The organism is Collinsella aerofaciens, from assembly GCF_015558785.1.
In the GTDB taxonomy this organism is placed as follows: Bacteria; Actinomycetota; Coriobacteriia; order Coriobacteriales; family Coriobacteriaceae; genus Collinsella; species Collinsella aerofaciens_P.
Genome location: NZ_JADMOP010000008.1, coordinates 47,209 through 63,908, shown reverse-complemented (window position 1 = coordinate 63,908; position 16,700 = coordinate 47,209). Strand labels below are relative to the sequence as shown.

The 16,700-nt window shown below is 60.4% G+C and carries 14 protein-coding genes; 2 read left to right on the top strand and 12 right to left on the bottom strand.

Translation table 11 applies throughout. The annotated features are described in order from the left end of the window. Positions 1 to 427: 427 nt before the first annotated feature. Both adhE and I2G40_RS05320 read left to right on the top strand, forming a co-directional pair. Positions 428 to 3,076, top strand: coding sequence for a bifunctional acetaldehyde-CoA/alcohol dehydrogenase (gene adhE, locus I2G40_RS05325; protein ID WP_195544412.1), 2,649 nt, complete (start codon positions 428 to 430; stop codon positions 3,074 to 3,076). 89 nt (positions 3,077 to 3,165) lie between these two features. Further along, entirely contained in the window at positions 3,166 to 3,930 is a 765-nt protein-coding gene (locus I2G40_RS05320) for an aminoglycoside phosphotransferase family protein (RefSeq protein WP_006236119.1), read from the top strand. A gap of 178 nt (positions 3,931 to 4,108) precedes the next feature. Here I2G40_RS05320 and I2G40_RS05315 read toward each other — a convergent pair whose 3' ends face one another. From I2G40_RS05315 to trmFO, 12 genes are all read right to left on the bottom strand, one after another. Further along, a complete protein-coding gene (locus I2G40_RS05315) occupies positions 4,109 to 5,830 on the bottom strand; it encodes a proline--tRNA ligase (protein ID WP_229090669.1) in 1,722 nt (573 codons plus the stop codon). Next, positions 5,831 to 6,913 carry a flavodoxin-dependent (E)-4-hydroxy-3-methylbut-2-enyl-diphosphate synthase gene (ispG, locus tag I2G40_RS05310; protein WP_082421791.1) on the bottom strand — a complete coding sequence of 361 codons (1,083 nt, stop codon included), beginning with the start codon at positions 6,911 to 6,913 and terminating at the stop codon, positions 5,831 to 5,833. Positions 6,914 to 6,926: 13 nt separating this feature from the next. Next, complete coding sequence (locus I2G40_RS05305; protein ID WP_055285139.1) at positions 6,927 to 8,288, bottom strand: M50 family metallopeptidase; 1,362 nt, start codon at positions 8,286 to 8,288, stop codon at positions 6,927 to 6,929. Between the two features lie 25 nt (positions 8,289 to 8,313). Then, the gene (gene dxr, locus I2G40_RS05300; RefSeq protein ID WP_195544411.1) at positions 8,314 to 9,501 is read right to left on the bottom strand and encodes a 1-deoxy-D-xylulose-5-phosphate reductoisomerase; all 1,188 of its coding nucleotides are present in this window, start codon (positions 9,499 to 9,501) and stop codon (positions 8,314 to 8,316) included. After that, positions 9,501 to 10,400 (bottom strand): phosphatidate cytidylyltransferase, encoded by a 900-nt coding sequence (locus I2G40_RS05295; RefSeq protein ID WP_253276017.1) that lies wholly within the window; start codon positions 10,398 to 10,400, stop codon positions 9,501 to 9,503. Before I2G40_RS05295 ends, dxr begins: the two co-directional genes overlap by 1 nt. 2 nt (positions 10,401 to 10,402) lie before the next feature. Then, positions 10,403 to 11,197, bottom strand: a complete 795-nt coding sequence (locus I2G40_RS05290; RefSeq protein WP_055285137.1) for an isoprenyl transferase — start codon at positions 11,195 to 11,197, stop codon at positions 10,403 to 10,405. A gap of 1 nt (position 11,198) precedes the next feature. Then, complete coding sequence (frr, locus tag I2G40_RS05285) at positions 11,199 to 11,735, bottom strand: ribosome recycling factor (RefSeq protein ID WP_006236112.1); 537 nt, start codon at positions 11,733 to 11,735, stop codon at positions 11,199 to 11,201. A 2-nt stretch (positions 11,736 to 11,737) separates the two neighbouring features. After that, positions 11,738 to 12,460 carry a UMP kinase gene (gene pyrH / locus I2G40_RS05280; protein WP_035138557.1) on the bottom strand — a complete coding sequence of 241 codons (723 nt, stop codon included), beginning with the start codon at positions 12,458 to 12,460 and terminating at the stop codon, positions 11,738 to 11,740. Between the two features lie 117 nt (positions 12,461 to 12,577). Continuing rightward, a complete protein-coding gene (gene tsf / locus I2G40_RS05275; RefSeq protein WP_195544410.1) occupies positions 12,578 to 13,447 on the bottom strand; it encodes a translation elongation factor Ts in 870 nt (289 codons plus the stop codon). A gap of 45 nt (positions 13,448 to 13,492) precedes the next feature. Beyond that, the gene (rpsB, locus tag I2G40_RS05270; RefSeq protein ID WP_006236109.1) at positions 13,493 to 14,221 is read right to left on the bottom strand and encodes a 30S ribosomal protein S2; all 729 of its coding nucleotides are present in this window, start codon (positions 14,219 to 14,221) and stop codon (positions 13,493 to 13,495) included. A 219-nt stretch (positions 14,222 to 14,440) separates the two neighbouring features. Continuing rightward, positions 14,441 to 15,349: a tyrosine recombinase XerC gene (locus I2G40_RS05265; RefSeq protein ID WP_229065285.1), complete on the bottom strand. Its 909-nt coding sequence runs from the start codon at positions 15,347 to 15,349 to the stop codon at positions 14,441 to 14,443. An 8-nt stretch (positions 15,350 to 15,357) separates the two neighbouring features. After that, positions 15,358 to 16,695 carry a methylenetetrahydrofolate--tRNA-(uracil(54)-C(5))-methyltransferase (FADH(2)-oxidizing) TrmFO gene (gene trmFO, locus I2G40_RS05260; RefSeq protein WP_006236105.1) on the bottom strand — a complete coding sequence of 446 codons (1,338 nt, stop codon included), beginning with the start codon at positions 16,693 to 16,695 and terminating at the stop codon, positions 15,358 to 15,360. Between the last annotated feature and the right edge of the window lie 5 nt (positions 16,696 to 16,700).

Below are 16,700 nucleotides of genomic sequence, written 5' to 3'. Positions count from 1 at the left end.
CCCTCCCCTACGGAGGGCGCCTTTTTGCACTCATTGGGGACAGACTTATATGAGGGTTTGCAGATGTCAAAGGGATCATAGCCCAGCTGGTATGCCTTGTAACTAACGGTACGCCTCGAGCGAGTCGGACGCACCTTACACGGGATTTAAATGGATGTAATCGAGTAGCTGCACCGCCTGTGTGTCCGACTCAACCGCGACCCGCGAATAGCGATTATCAAACAGATGTCCCGTTTTCCCATTGAAATACTCATGAGAGTCTGTACCCAATGAGCGGGGCGATGCAGCAGGCAGATAGTTTTAGTTAAAACGCTTCAGTTTATTGAAGCGTTTTAGTGTGCCTTTTACAGGAATCTTACCGTTCGCCGAATAATTTCTTGCTATCATGCAAGGCGTAGGGTAAATCTCCGATCGCAAGGAGACACAAATGGTGAAAAAGTCACCGGAAAACACTACTCCCGCAATTGTGGACAACGTAGAGGCGCTTGAGGCCAAGCTCGCTCAGATGCGAGAGGCCCAGGCGCTTTTTGCTACGTACACGCAGGAGCAGGTCGACAAGATCTTCTATGAGGCCGCCATGGCCGCCAACAAGGCTCGTATCCCGTTGGCGAAGATGGCCATCGAGGAGACCGGCCGCGGCGTTCTTGAGGACAAGGTCATCAAGAACCACTACGCCGCAGAGTACATCTACAACGCTTACAAGAACACCAAGACCTGTGGTGTCCTGGAGCGCGACGAGGCTTACGGCATCACCAAGATCGCCGAGCCCATCGGCATCGTGGGCGCCGTCATCCCGACGACCAACCCCACCTCCACCGCGATCTTCAAGACGCTGATCTGCCTGAAGACCCGCAACGCCATCATCATCTCCCCGCACCCGGCTGCCGCCAAGTGCACCATCGCCGCCGCCAAGCTCGTGCTTGACGCCGCCGTCAAGGCCGGCGCCCCCGAGGGCATCATCGGCTGGGTCGATGTCCCCTCCATCGAGCTGACTAACATGGTCATGCGCGACGTCGACATCATCCTCGCCACCGGTGGCCCGGGCATGGTCAAGGCCGCTTACTCCTCGGGCAAGCCCGCCCTGGGCGTTGGCGCCGGTAACACCCCGGTCGTCATCGACGACACCGCCGACGTGCTGCTCGCCGTCAACTCCATCATCCACTCCAAGACCTTCGACAACGGCATGATCTGCGCTTCCGAGCAGTCCGTGACCGTAATCGACAGCATCTATGACCAGGTTAAGGCCGAGTTCCAGAAGCGCGGCTGCTACTTCGTCAAGCAGGGTGCCGAGATGGAGGCCCTGCGTGCCGCCATGTTCAAGAACGGCGCTCTCGATCACCGCATCCCCGGCATGGCCGCTGCCAAGATCGCCGAGCTCGCCGGCATCGAGGTTCCCGCCAAGACCAAGATCCTGATCGCCGAGGTCACCTCCACCGACCCCGCCAAGGAGGAGTTCTCCCACGAGAAGCTCTCCCCGGTCCTGGCCATGTACCACGCCAAGGACTTCCAGGAGGCCGTCGACAAGGCCGAGCACCTCGTGCTCGCCGGTGGCCCGGGCCACACCGCCTCTCTGTACGTGCACCCCGCCCAGGCCGAGAAGATCAGCCTGTTCGAGCACGTCATGAAGGCCTGCCGTATCGTCATCAACACCCCGTCCTCGCACGGCGGCATCGGTGACCTGTACAACTTTGGCATGAAGCCGTCTCTGACCCTGGGCTGCGGCTCCTGGGGCGGCAACTCCGTCTCCGAGAACGTTGGGGTGAAGCACTTGATCAACGTTAAGACTGTGGCCGAGCGCCGTGAGAACATGCTGTGGTTCCGCGCTCCCGAGAAGGTCTACTTCAAGAAGGGTTCCACGCCCGTCGCCCTCGACGAGCTGGGCAACGTCATGGGAAAGAAGCGCGCCTTCATCGTTACCGACCAGTTCCTCTTCAAGAATGGCAACACCCGCGCCATCGAGGCCAAGCTCGACGAGATGGGCATCGCCCACGACTGCTTCTACGACGTCGAGCCCGATCCGTCGCTGCAGTGCGCACGTCGCGGCGCCAAGCAGATGGCTCTCTTTGAGCCGGACGTCATCATCGCCGTCGGCGGTGGCTCAGCTATGGACGCCGGCAAGATCATGTGGATGATGTACGAGCACCCCGAGTGCAAGTTTGAGGACATGGCCATGGACTTCATGGACATCCGCAAGCGTATCTTCACCTTCCCCGAGATGGGCAAGAAGGCCTACTTCGTCGCCGTCCCGACCTCCTCGGGTACCGGCTCCGAGTGCACGCCGTTCGCCATCATCACCGACAAGGAGACCGGCATCAAGTGGCCGCTCGCCGACTACGCGCTGCTCCCCAACATGGCTATCGTCGACGCCGACAACTGCATGACCGCCCCGCGCGGCCTGACCGCTGCCTCCGGCATCGACGTCATGACCCACGCCATCGAGTCCTACGTCTCCATCATGGCTTCCGACTACACCAAGGGCCTCTCCGAGCGCGCTGCCAAGCTCGTCTTTGAGAACCTGCCCTCCAGCTTCACGAACGGCGCCAAGGACCCGCACGCCCGCGAGGAGATGCACAACGCCTCCTGCATGGCCGGTATGGCCTTCGCCAACGCCTTCCTGGGCCTCAACCACTCCATGGCTCACAAGCTCGGCGCTTTCCATCACCTGCCCCACGGCATCGCTAACGCCGTCATCCTGACCCGCGTCATGCGCTACAACGCCGCCGAGGCTCCCGTCAAGATGGGTACCTTCTCCCAGTATCCTTACCCCAACGCGCTGCACAACTACGCCGAGATGGCCAAGTACTGCGGTATCGAGGGCAAGGACGACAAGGAGGTCTTCGAGAACTTCATCACGAAGCTCGAGGAGCTCAAGGACTTCATCGGTGTCAAGAAGACCATCGCCGACTACGGTGTTGACGAGCAGTACTTCCTCGACACCCTCGACGAGATGACCGAGCAGGCATTCAACGACCAGTGCACCGGCGCTAACCCGCGCTACCCGCTCATGAGCGAGATCAAGGAGCTCTACCTGGACGCCTACTACGGCCGCGAGCCCCAGGACTACGCCGTCTGCTAGTTTTTAGCACGGTTTTTTGCGGCGGGGGTGCACGGGTGTTTCACACACCCCCGCCGTCGCTTCTATCGCATCGTTGAAAGGATGCAACCATGCTGCTACCCGATTCCAAGACCGAGCTCGTCCGCCGTGGCAACAAGGTCGTTTACGACCTGGGCGACAAGATCGTCAAGGTCTTTAACGAGACCAAGCCTGTCTCCGACGTGTTCAACGAGGCTTTGAATCTTGCCCGCATCAATGAGTGCGGCATCCGCAGCCCCAAGGCTCTTGAGGTTTCCCAGCTCGAGAACGCCAACGGCTGGGCGCTCGTGACCGAGAAGGTTCCGGGCACCACCCTTGCCGAGAAGATGACTGCCGAGCCCCAGCGCTTCGGTGAGTACCTCGAGATGTTCGTCGACCTCCAGATCGAGATCCACGGCTACACCTCCCCGCTGCTCAACCGTCAGCGCGACAAGTTCGCCCGCATGATCGACAGCCTTGATCAGCTCAATGCCACCACGCGTTACAACCTTCAGGAGCGTCTGGACGGTATGACCAAGGAGTTCAAGGTCTGCCACGGCGACTTCAACCCCTCCAACGTCATCGTCGGCGACGACGGCCAGCTCTATGTGTGCGACTGGGCACACGCTACCCAGGGCTCCCCTGCTGCCGACGTTGCCACCACCTACCTGCTCTTTGCCCTCAACAGCAAGGACCAGGCCGAGGCTTATCTGGAGCTCTACTGCGACCGCGCCGACATGCCCATGCAGGTTGTGCGTCAGTGGACGAGCATCGTCGCCGCTTCCGAGCTCGCTCGTAAGCGCAACGTGAACGATGAGTTCCTGAAGAACTGGATCGACGTCGTCGATTATCAGTAATATCTGAGCGATTTATTTCGCATCGGAGGCACAAAGGAAACCCCGCAGCTCGCATGGGCTGTGGGGTTTCCTTTTAGCGATTGAGTACGCCGACAAGATAAAAGGACGGCCCCGCATCTCCCCTATCTGGAGAAATGCGGGGCCGTCCCGTATATCGAACTACAAGCGAAATCGCCGATTAACGGCGTGCCGCCTTCACAAGCTCGGCGACCTTGGCGACGACCTCGTCGATCGCCACGTCCTCGCGCTCACCCGTAGCACGGTCCTTGAGCTCGACGGTGCCGTTCTTGAGGCCACGCTTACCCAGAACGACCTGATACGGGAAGCCCATAAGGTCGTTGTCGGCAAATTTAAAGCCGGGACGCTCGTCACGGTCATCGACGACGACCTCGATACCCTCGGCGCACAGGCCATCAACGATCTGCTCGCAGACGGTAGCGCACTCCTCCTTCTTGGGATCGAGCGGAATCACCGCGACCTCGTACGGGGCAACGGAGACCGGCCAGACGATACCGTGCTCGTCGTTGTGCTGCTCCACGACGGCAGCGAGCGAGCGGGACACACCAACGCCGTAGCAGCCCATGATGAGCGGCTTCTCCTTGCCATCCTCGTCCATAAAGGTGGCACCCATGGCCTCGGAATACTTGGTGCCCAGCTGGAAGACCTGAGAGACCTCGATGCCGCGGGCAGCGGAGAGCGGCTTGCCGCAGTGCGGGCAGGGGTCGCCGGCGACAACGGTGACCAGATCGGCCCACTCATCGACGGTAAAGTCGCGCTCGGGGCAGGCACCGGTAAAGTGATAATCGACCTCGTTGGCACCGCAGGCCCACTGCTTGGAATCGCGCAGGCTCTCGTCGCACACCAGACGGATGCCCTCGGGCAGGTTGACCGGTCCGATAAAGCCCTTGTGCAGGCCGTTCGCTTGAAGCTCCTCGTCGGTCATCATGCGGTAGCCCTTGCCAAAGACATGCTCGGCCTTGCAGTCATTGAGCTCGTGGTCGCCCGGGACAATGGCCACGACCGGCTTGCCCTCGGAGTCGATGAGTGCCAGCGACTTGCGCGTGCCGTTCTCGGGGAAGCCGAAGAACTTGGCAACGGCCTCGATGGTGCCCATACCCGGAGTCTCGACCTTGGTGAGCGTGCCATCGCCGGGGCCCTCGGTCACAACGACCTTGGTGCTTGCAGCCTCGTCATCGGCAGCAAAACCGCAATCGTCGCAGTAGACGAGCGAAGCCTCGCCGGCGTCGGCAAGAGCCATGTACTCGACGGAAGTGTCGCCGCCGATCTCGCCGGAGTCGGCGACAACGGGCAGAGCCTTGATGTAGCAGCGCTCGCAGATGTTAGCGTAGGCCTGCTTCATCTTGTCGTACTCCTCCTGCAGGCTCTCCTGCGTGGCGGAGAAGCTGTAGGCGTCCTTCATGATGAACTCGCGACCGCGCATCAGGCCAAAGCGGGGACGGAACTCGTCGCGGAACTTGTCCTGAATGTGGTACAGGTTGACGGGCAGCTGTTTGTAGGAACGCAGCTCATTGCGCACCAGGGCCGTGACGGTCTCCTCGTGGGTGGGACCCAGGACGAACTCGCGACCATGACGGTCGTCAAAGCGCACAAGCTCCTTGCCATAGGCGTCGATGCGGCCGGACTCACGCCACAACTCGGCATCGACCATGATAGGCATCATAAGCTCCTGGGCGCCAGCAGCGTCCATCTCGTCGCGCACGATGTTCTCGATCTTGCGAATCGAGCGCCAAGCAAGCGGCAGGTAGGAATATAGACCGGCGGCCTCCTTGCGGATCATGCCGGCACGGAGCAGCAGACGGTGGCTGGCGAGCTCAGCGTCCGCCGGATCCTCTTTAAGCGTCGGCGCATAAAGCTTAGACATATACATTGCTCGGGTCATTTATTTCTCCTCAATAAGCTTGTCGACCTCGGCCATAAGCGCGTCGACAATTTGGTCCTCAGCTACTTTACCAATGATCTGGCCATGCGAAAAGAGCAAGGCCTGACCACGTCCGCAAGCAACGCCCAGATCGGCATCAGAAGCCTCGCCGGGGCCATTAACGGCACATCCCATCACAGCGATCGAAAGCGGCGCGGAGTAGTTCTTAAGCCGCTCGGTAACCTCCTCGGCAATGGGAATAAGGTTAACCTGGCAGCGGGCGCATGTGGGGCACGAGACAATCTCGGGGCCACGGCGACGCAGGCCCAACGACTGCAGAATACCCCAGGCAACCGGCGGCTCCTCAACCGGATCGGCTGTGAGCGACACACGCATGGTGTCGCCAATGCCTTCGGAAAGCAAGATACCCAAGCCTACAGAGCTCTTGATGGTGCCCTGGAGCTTGGTCCCCGCCTCCGTCACGCCCAGGTGAAGCGGAACGTGGGGAATCTCACGCGACAGGGCTCGATAGGTATCAAGCGTCGTTTGCACGCTATGGGCCTTGGCCGAAAGCACAATGTTCGTAAAACCGCGGTCCTCAAAGTGCTTGACGAAGCGCTCGCTCGACATCACGAGCTTTTCGGGCTGCATGAGGTCGTCGCGCTCGGCGATATCCTGTTCGAGCGAACCGGCATTGACACCGATACGAATCGCGCACCCAGCGGCGCCCGCGGCATCGATCACGGCATCGACCTTAGCCCAATCGCCGATATTGCCGGGATTGATGCGAAGCTTGGCGGCACCAGCCTCGACGGCGCCGATGGCGAGCTTATGGTTAAAGTGAATATCGGCGACGATCGGCACCGGAGACTCGGCACAGATGGTGCGGAAACCCTCAAGCGCGGCCTCGGTGGGCACGCTCACACGCACGATATCGCAGCCAGCCTGCGCCAACGCGCACACTTGCGCAAGCGTTGCCTGGGCGTCAGCGGTATCGGTGCAGGTCATGGATTGGACCACCACCGGCGCGCCGCCACCGATCTGCACACCGCCCACATGCACGGGGCGCGTCAACTCGCGAGGCAAAGGATGGGATAAAGACAATCCAAACACTCCCCTACAGGATAAATCGAAGGACGTCGGAACGAAGCATATAGACAAACAGCAGCGCAAAGAGCGCGATGCCCACATAGCTCACAATCGTCTGGACCTTGAGCGGAAGCTCGCGGCCAGCAATCTTTTGAATGATCTCGATGACCAGCTTGCCGCCATCGAGTGGTGGGATGGGCAGCAGGTTCATAAAGCCAAGCGAGAACGAAATGAGGGCGGCAAACGAAAGGAACGTGGCAGGGCCGGCAGCAGCAGCCTGTGAGGACATAACGCTAATGCCCACGATCGAAGAAGACTGATCGAGGATCTCCATCGTATGCTGCGGCTGGAGCAGGCGCATCACGCCCTCCGCTGTCTGCACGACACAGGAGAACGAAAGGCGAGCCGACGTGATGGGGTCTAAACGGACCACCTGCGTAGAGGCATACACACCTAGGCGCTCGTCCTCTTTGAGCGCAACCGAGGTCGAATGCTGCTTGCCGTCGCGCTCATACTCAATGGCGATATCGTCCTTACCGGCGGCCTTGCCGATGGCATCGTAAACGTCCATCCAGGTAGAGCACGATACTCCGTCAACCGAAAGGATCGCGTCGCCGCCCTCGATACCCGCCTTGGCGGCAATAGACCCCTCGTCAACCTGACCGATCACGTTGGTATCCATCGGCACGGTGACACCCGCAATAGAGTAGATGCTCATAAGCAGCAAAAAGCCCGTCAGGATATTGACGAGAATGCCCGCGAGCAGCATAAAGGCGCGCTTGAGAAAACCCTGGCCCAGATAGGTATGCGAACGCTCTTGCGCAAGGAACTCGGCTTCGCCGCACGGCAGCTCCCACACATCGCCCTCGGTAGTCGCATGCTCTCGATCGAAACGGCGGCCGTCAAAGGTGGTGTAACCCGCCGCGTCTCGCGGCAGCGTCTGATACTTGGTGGGATAGTAGCTCGGCGAGGGCTTCTCCCCTTCCTCATACCAAGGCGCGATAGAGCCCCAACCCAAGAGCAAGGCGCATGCCTCGAGCACAACCTCCTCGGATAGCTCGAGCTCGACAGCAAGGTCGGCCACGGTCACGCGACCATGACGATAGATAGCCGCGAGCACGCGATCGGCACACGAGACGTCGGTCGGATCCATACCGCAGATGGCAGCGTAGCCACCCAGCAGCAGCGGGGTCACGCCAAACTTGGTTCCAATGCGACGCGACGTGTAATGGATGTCAAAGCGGCAAGGCAGGCCCAAAAAGAACTCGGTCACACGGACGCCGCAGGCACGAGCCGCCAAAAAGTGGCCGCCCTCGTGCAAAAACACGAGGACGGAAAGCATCAGCAGGCCCCAAAAGACCGATGAGAGAACGCTCAGAACAGTATCCATAAAACGAAAAAGCAATCCTTATGGGTTAGGAACGGGTTGCGGCGAGCACCTGCGCAGCCTTTTCACGCGCCCATGCATCGATGTCGTGAAGCTGCTCAAACGAATCGACCGCCTGCATATCGTGGGAATCCATGCAGGATTCCACAATGCGATCGATATCGGTAAAGCTGCAGCCATCGTGCAGGAAGGCATCGACGGCGACCTCGTTGGCGGCATTGAGCACGCACGGCATGGTGCCACCCGTCTTGCCGGCACGTTCGGCCAGTGCCAGACAGCGGAAGGTATCCATGTCGGCAGCATCAAACGTGAGCTGCCCCAGCTCGCGGAAATCGATACGAGGCGCCGGGGTATCCCAACGCTCGGGATACGAGAACGCGAACTGGATGGGAATACGCATGTCGGAAGCACCGAGATGCGCCATCACGGAGCCGTCGGCGAACTCGACCATAGAGTGAATCTTGGACTGACGCTGCACGACCACGTTAATGAAATCGAGGTCGCAGTTACACAGATGCATGGCCTCAATGCGCTCCAGGCCCTTGTTCATGAGGGTGGCGGAGTCGATGGTGATCTTGGCACCCATGGCCCACGTGGGATGTGCGAGGGCATCGGCACGCGTCACGCGGTCGAGCTCGTCGCGGGTGCGGCCAAAGAACGGACCGCCCGAGCAGGTGAGCCAAATACAATGAGCCTCGCGTGGGTTCTCCCCCAGATAGCACTGGTAGATGGCGGAGTGCTCAGAGTCGACTGGAATAAGCTGGCCCGGTTGCGCCAACGGCATAAGCAAGTCGCCGCCGACGACGAGGGACTCCTTGTTGGCAAGGGCAAGACGCTTATTTGAGGTCAAGGCCGCATGGCTCGCCTCGAGACCAGCGGCGCCCACAATAGCAACGAGCACGCAGTCGACATCGTCGCGACGCGCGAGCTCGCAAACCGCCTGCGCGCCAAGGCCAAGCTTCGTTCCCTCGGGCAACTCCTGCAGCACGGCGTCATCGCCATGAGCGACATCGGCCACGGCAACCGCCGGAACCGAGAACTCGCGGGCAGCGGCAACAAGCTCGGAGGTGCTGGAGTTAATGGACAGCGCCGTCACCTGCAGGCGATCGGCATGCTGGCGGCACACATCGAGCGCCTGGGTGCCGATGGAGCCGGTACAACCCAGGATGGCAACACGGAGGCGTCCATCGGGGCCATACGTCGTCTGGAATGACATTACAGCACGCCTCCGATCATCAGCATCAGCTGCGCGGTGATGCAGCCGAAGATAAGCGAATCGCTACGATCGAGCATGCCGCCGTGGCCCGGGATAAGGTTGCCGGAATCCTTGACGCCCACACCGCGCTTGATGCGCGACTCGATAAGGTCGCCGATAACGCCCAGAATGGACACGACCACGCCGCACAGCAGCGCATAGGGCAGGCTGAGCTTGAAGAAATGCGTCGCCCACAGGATGAGCCAAATCAAAACCGAGCCCAGGATGCCGCCAACAAACCCCTCCCAGCTCTTTTTGGGAGAGATCTTGGGAACCATCTTGTGTTTGCCGATACGGCTACCCACGATATAGGCAAACGAATCGGAGACCCAGAGAGACGCGCAAACACCCACCGAAAGCAGGGCGCCGGCAAAACCGGGCACGGCATCGCGCAGCAGCACGATAGCCGACAGCATAAAACCGGTGTAGATGGGACCCATGAGTGTCACGGCAACATCGGATATGCGGGTACGCGGCGACCAGACATACCAAATGCCCACAGCGAGCATCAGGGCAAAAAGCAGGGCATTCAGCAGCATCGAATCGCCCAACGCCGACAGTGGAAAGAGCACGGCGGCAGCGATACCCATGCGCTCGTTAGCCATCTTGCCATCGAGCCTTGTCATACGGAAAAACTCATAGCAGCACAGACCGCTCATGACGGAAACAAAGATGGCCGTGGGCACGATACCCAAAACCAGGCACAGGATAAAGACAACGGCGTAGACGATACCGGCGGCGGCACGGGTAATAAAGCCCGCCAGCCACGAACCGGAACCGCTCTTCGCTGCAGGCGCTCCCGCAGTGGCAGCTTTACGCGCAGGCGTCTTGGGAGCAGATGCCTTGGGACGATCGGACACGATTAAGCCTCCTCGGTCTTGCTCAGTCCACCAAACCTACGGTCACGGCCCTGATAGGCCAAAATGGCGTCGACAAGGCCCCAACGATCAAAGTCGGGCCAATAGGTATCGGTGACGTAGAACTCGGAATAAGCTACCTGCCACAGCAGATAGTTCGAAAGGCGCAGCTCACCAGAGGTGCGAATCACAAGCTCAGGATCGGGAAGACCGGCGGTATAGAGGTGGGAAGCCACCATGTCGTCATCAATTGCGGCAGGATCGATCTTACCGGCGGCAACGTCGAGTGCGATCTGACGGACAGCGCGGGTAATCTCGGCACGCGCGCCGTAGTTGACGGCAAGCGCCAGCGTCATACCGGTGTGATCGGCGCACTCGGCAAGACCGCGTTCAAAAACGTCGCGGGTCTTCTTGGGCAGCGCGGAAATATCACCCAAAAAGACAACGCGCACGTTTTCGCGCTTCAGAAGCGGCAACTCGTCGATGAACGTCTTGGCAAACAGGTGCATCAAGACGTTGACCTCATGCTGCGGGCGGTTCCAGTTTTCGGTAGAAAACGCATAGGCCGAAAGCACGTCGACGCCCAGGCGCACGCAGGCGGTAATGATCTCGCGCAGCGAGACGATACCCGCCTTGTGGCCCTCAGTGCGTGCAAGACCGCGCGACGTGGCCCAACGACCGTTGCCGTCCATGATGCACGAGATATGGTGCGGAATGTTATTGAGGTCAAGGTCGGAAAAACCGACGCCCGCAGGGGCGTCGGCAAAGTACTCGACCAGTTTATGCTCGTCGTATTGCACCTTAGATCTCCATGACCTCGGCTTCTTTTTCCTTCAGAAGCTCCTCGACCTTGGCGACATACTCATCGGTGTGCTTCTGGACCTTAGCCTGCTCGCGACGGACATCGTCCTCGGTGAGCTCCTCATCGCGCTCGAGCTTGTTGTTGAAGTCGCGACGGATGTTACGGATAGACACCTTGGCCTGCTCGGCGTACTCGCGGCACTCCTTGACGAGCTCGCGACGGCGCTCCTCGGTGGGAGCCGGGAACGGCAGACGAACCACGGTGCCATCGGAGTTGGGGGTAATACCCAGATCGGAAGCGCCGATGGCCTTGACGATAGCGTTGATGAGTGCCTTGTCCCACGGCTCGATGAGCAGCATGTGGGCCTCGGGGGTCTTGACGGCGGCAACCTGCGTGACCGGCGTGGGAACACCGTAATAATCGACGGTGATGTCGGACAGAATGTTGGCATTGGCGCGGCCGGTACGGACCTTGGAGAAGTTATGCTTGAGGGACTCGAGCGACTTGTCCATGTGGGCGGTGATGTTCTCTGCCATGCTTAATCCTCCTGATAGACGAGCGTGCCGACGGGCTCACCCGAAAGCGCGCGCTTGACGGTGTCCTCGCCATCGATGTTGAGGACCAAAATCGGCATACGGTTGTCCTGGCACAGTGCCGTAGCCGTGGAATCCATAACCTGCAGACCGCGGACGAGAACCTCGTGATAGGTAATCTTGTCAAAACGGACGGCATCAGCGCACTTGACGGGATCCTTATCGTAGATGCCGTCAACCTTGGTGGCTTTAATCAGAATCTCGGCGCCGATCTCGCACGCACGAAGAGCCGCGGCGGTGTCGGTCGTAAAGTACGGATTGCCCGAACCGGCGGCAAAAATAACGACGTTGCCCTTGGAAAGGTGGTTGATGGCGCGACGGCGAATATAGGGCTCGCAGATCTCGTTCATCTGGATAGCGCTCATCACGCGGCAGGGAACATCGTTATGCTCGAAGGCATCCTGCAGGGCGAGCGCGTTCATAACGGTAGCCAGCATGCCCATGTAGTCGGCCTGAGCACGCTCCATGCCACCGGCAGCGCCGGCCATGCCGCGGAAAATATTGCCGCCGCCGACAACGACGCCGACCTCATGGCCAACGGCTAGCAGCTCCTTGACCTGCTTGGCAAGATGGTCGGTAACCTTGGGGTCGATGCCATATTGGCCGTCGCCCATCAGCGCTTCGCCGGAAAGCTTAAGAAGCACGCGTTTATATCGGATGTCGGACAAAGCGATCCTCCTTTAATTAGACTCTCAATATGATATCAAAGGCTCTGATAAGAGCCATGAAAAAGCAGGCTGTGAGTAAAACCCACAGCCTGCTCATTACCAGCTACAAGAGCTTATTTACTCGCCACGGACCAGACGGTCAAAGGCAACGACGGTAATGGTGTCGCTGAGCTCCTTGGAGACCTGCTCAGCGTACTTCTTGATGGTGAGGGAGCTGTCCTTGATGAACTCCTGCTCGGTGAGCACGGACTGCTTGTAGAACTTCTCCAGACGGCCGACAGCCATCTTCTCCTGAATAGCCTCGGGCTTGCCGGACTCGGCAGCCTGGGCCATGTAGATCTGCTTCTCGTGCTCGACGGTCTCGGCCGGAACCTGATCGCGGGTAGCGCAGATCGGGGCGACGGCGGCAACCTGAAGGGCAACGTCGTGAGCGAAGGTCTTGAAGGACTCAGCCTGAGCGGTCTCGGCCTTCTCGAAGGCGAACTCGACGAGGACGCCGATCTTACCACCCATGTGGATGTAAGAAGCGAGCGCGCCGTTCTCGGCCTTGCGGGCAGCGAAGCGGGAGATCTTCATGTTCTCGCCCATGATGTGAATCATCTCGGTGAGCTCGGAGGAAACGGTCTCCTCACCCATCGGCTTCTCGAGCAGAGCGTCGACGTCAGCAGGCTCGGTGGTAGCGACAACCTCAGCGACCTTGGAAGCAAAGCCAGTGAACTTGGCGTTGGAGCCAACGAAGTCGGTCTCGCAGGAGAGCTCGAGCAGAGCGCCGGTCTTGCCATCCTCGGAGACGAACGCGGCGACAGCGCCCTCGTTGGTCTCACGGCCAGCCTTCTTGGCAGCCTTGGCAAGGCCGTTCTTACGCAGAACGTCGACAGCGGCGTCCATGTCGCCGTCAGCCTCGACGAGAGCCTTCTTGCACTCCATCATCGGGGAGTCGGTCATCTCGCGGAGCTGCTTGACCATAGCGGCGGTAATCTGGGCCATTGTGGTTCCTTTCAAAGAGATGAAAAAGAATTAACTAAGACTGATTTACTCGGCCTTGGGCTCAGCGGCCATCTCGGCCTCGGAGACCTGCTCCTTGCCGGAGCCAGCGAGGCAGGCGTCAGCCATGAGCTCGCACATAAGGGTGACAGCGGAGATAGCGTCATCGTTGCAGGGGATGCCGTACTCGACCTCGTCGGGATCGGAGTTGGTGTCGATCAGAGCGACGACGGGGATGTTCAGGCGCTGGGCCTCCTTGATGGCGTTCTCCTCGCGCTTGGTGTCGATGACGAAGAGAGCCTGGGGCAGACCCTTCATGTCGCGGGCGCCACCGAGGTTGGTCTGGAGCTTGGTGAGCTCCTTGCCGAGAACAGCCTGCTCCTTCTTGGGCAGAACAGCCATGCGTCCGTCCTCGACCATGGCCTCGAGCTCCTCCATGCGGTTGATGCGGGAGCGGATGGTGACGAAGTTGGTCAGCATGCCGCCGAGCCAACGCTGGTTGATGTAAGGCATGTTGGCGCGCTCAGCAGCGTTCTTGACGGCCTCCTGAGCCTGCTTCTTGGTGCCGACGAACAGCACGTTGCCGCCCTTGGCGACGTTCTTGACGAAGGTGTAGGCCTGGTCGGCGTCGAGGATGGTCTGCTTGAGGTCGAGGATGTAGATGCCGTTGCGCTCACCGAAGATGAACGGCTTCATCTTGGGGTTCCAGCGACGGGTCTGGTGACCGAAGTGGCAGCCGGCCTCGAGCAGGGTGCGGATATTAATCTTGGTAGCCATGTTAAACCTCCTGTGGTTTGCCTCCGCGCGGGGTCATCCTCCAAAACCAACCCGGACATGTGCTACCAAAGCCCGGGCACCACGGTATGAAGTAGCCGCGCGTGCGTGATAAAAACATGTTGCCGTGAAGCAACCCGATGAATGATAGCAGGAATGCATCTTCCTGCCAACCCGCAATCAAAACCACACACCTGAGTGCGGCGCGGGACGTCCCAGCCACTATTCGCCGCGGGGATGGGCTTGAGCCACGGCACGTTTGAGCCGATCGGGCGTGAGATGCGTGTAGATCTGCGTCGTGGACAGGCTCGCATGACCTAGCAGCTCTTGAACCGAGCGCAGGTCCGCACCGCCCTCGAGCAAATCGGTCGCAAAGGTATGGCGCATCGCATGCGGGGCAATGTCGGCCGGAATGCCGGCGAGCGTCGCCAGCGTATGGAACCGCCGCCTGAGCATGGCGGCACTCATGCGATTGCCGCGCGCCGATATAAGCAGCGGATGCGGCCCGGTAGCGGGGTCACGGCGCTTTGCCTGAGCGAGCAACTCCGGCCTCCCCTCCTCAATATAGAGACGCGTCGCCTCGAGTGCGCGACGATACAGAGGGACGATACGCTCCTTGCTCCCCTTGCCCCAAAGTCGCAGCGTTCGCTCGGACCAACCAATAGACTCCACGTTGAGCGCCGCGAGCTCCGAGATTCGCGCGCCGGAGGCATAGAGCAACTCAAGCATCGCCGCATCGCGCAGTCCCGCGGGCGTCGAGGTATCAGGCGTCTTGAGCAGCGCCTCAACCTGCTGGGTCGTAAGGACGCCCGGCAGGTCACGTGGCAGCTTGGGCGATGCGATCGCCGAGACCGCATCGCCCTCGACAATCCCCTCGGCAGCCATCCAGCGATAGAGAGATCGAATAGCCGACAGGTGCGCCGCAAGCGTTCGGGGAGCCACCTGCTCACGCGAAAGCTCGGCAAGATAGCGACGAATGGTGCGCACGTCGGCAGCGAAAGCATCAATATTCTCGCGCTCGCACCAGACAGCAAAGCGCTCTAGCCTCGAGCCATAGGCCGTCACCGTGTTGGGAGAAAGTCCCTCAACACGTGCGATATAGGCGATAAACGAGTCGACGGTGTCGTACAGGTCAAAGGCTATGACCGGTCGCCTCCAAACAAGTCGGAGCGCGTGGCCAAGTAGGCATCAAGGGCCTCGAGGGCGCGATCCGCATAAGCCTGATAGCGGTCGCGTTTGCTGCGGCGCTTACCATCCTCGAGTGGCGGCACCAGGCCAAAGTTGACATGCATAGGCTGATAGCCCACGGTGGCAGGATCGGTCGCATAGCCCACGAGCGCACCCAGGGCGCCCACACGCGGCAACTCGACGCCCGCGGCACCGATAGCCTCGGCATAGGTGTTGAGCGCCGCGAGCAGACCTGTCGCCACGGCTTCCATGTACCCCTCGGTGCCGGTGATCTGACCGGCCAGGCGCACGCCGGTACCGGGCACGGCAAAGGTGCTATCGAGCACGTGAGGGGCGTCGACAAAGGTATTGCGGTGCATGACACCGTAGCGGAAGAACTCAGCGTTCTCCAGGCCCGGCACCATATGGAAGACGCGCTTCTGCTCGCCAAAGGTCAAGTTGGTCTGGAAGCCCACCAGGTTATAGGCGGTCTTCTCCTTGTTCTCGGCACGCAGCTGAATCGCCGCCCAGGGGCGACGTCCGGTACGCGGGTCGGTGAGGCCGACGGGCTTCATGGCGCCAAAGCGAATGGCGTCCTTGCCGGTGCGCGCAACTTCCTCGGCAGGCTGGCAGGCTTGGAACAGATCGCCGCCCTCAAAGTCTTTGAGCACCACGCGGTCGGCCGTGGTAAGCGCCTCGATAAAGGCCTCGTACTCCTCCTTGTTGAGCGGAGCGTTGAGATAGTCGCCGCTCCCCTGCTCCTCGTAGCGCGACTGCGAGAACAGCACGTCCATATCGAGCGTGGAGGCATCGACGATCGGCGCCGCCGCATCAAAGAATGCCAGGGCATCGCCACCGACGAGCTTCATAACCTCTTCGCTCAGCGCCGGTGAACACAGCGGGCCCGCGGCAATGACCACGTGACCCTCGGGAATCTGTGTGACCTCACCGTGCACGACCTCGATATTGGGACGAGCGGCAACCTCGGCCTCGACAAGCTCGGAAAACTTGACGCGGTCGACCGCCAAGGCGCCACCGGCGGGAACAGCCGCGCGATGGGCGCAATCGAGCAGGACTGAACCCATGCGCTCAAGCTCGGCCTTCAGCAAACCAGCCGCGGAATCCGGACGGGTCGACTTAAACGAATTCGAGCAGACGAGCTCTGCCAGGTGATCGGTATGGTGAGCCGGGGAGCTCACCTGGGGGCGCATCTCGCACAGCTTTACGGCAAAACCGCGATCTGCCAGCTGGATCGCGCACTCCGAACCCGCCAGACCGCCACCGATAACTGTCACCTGATCGAACTGCATCTGCA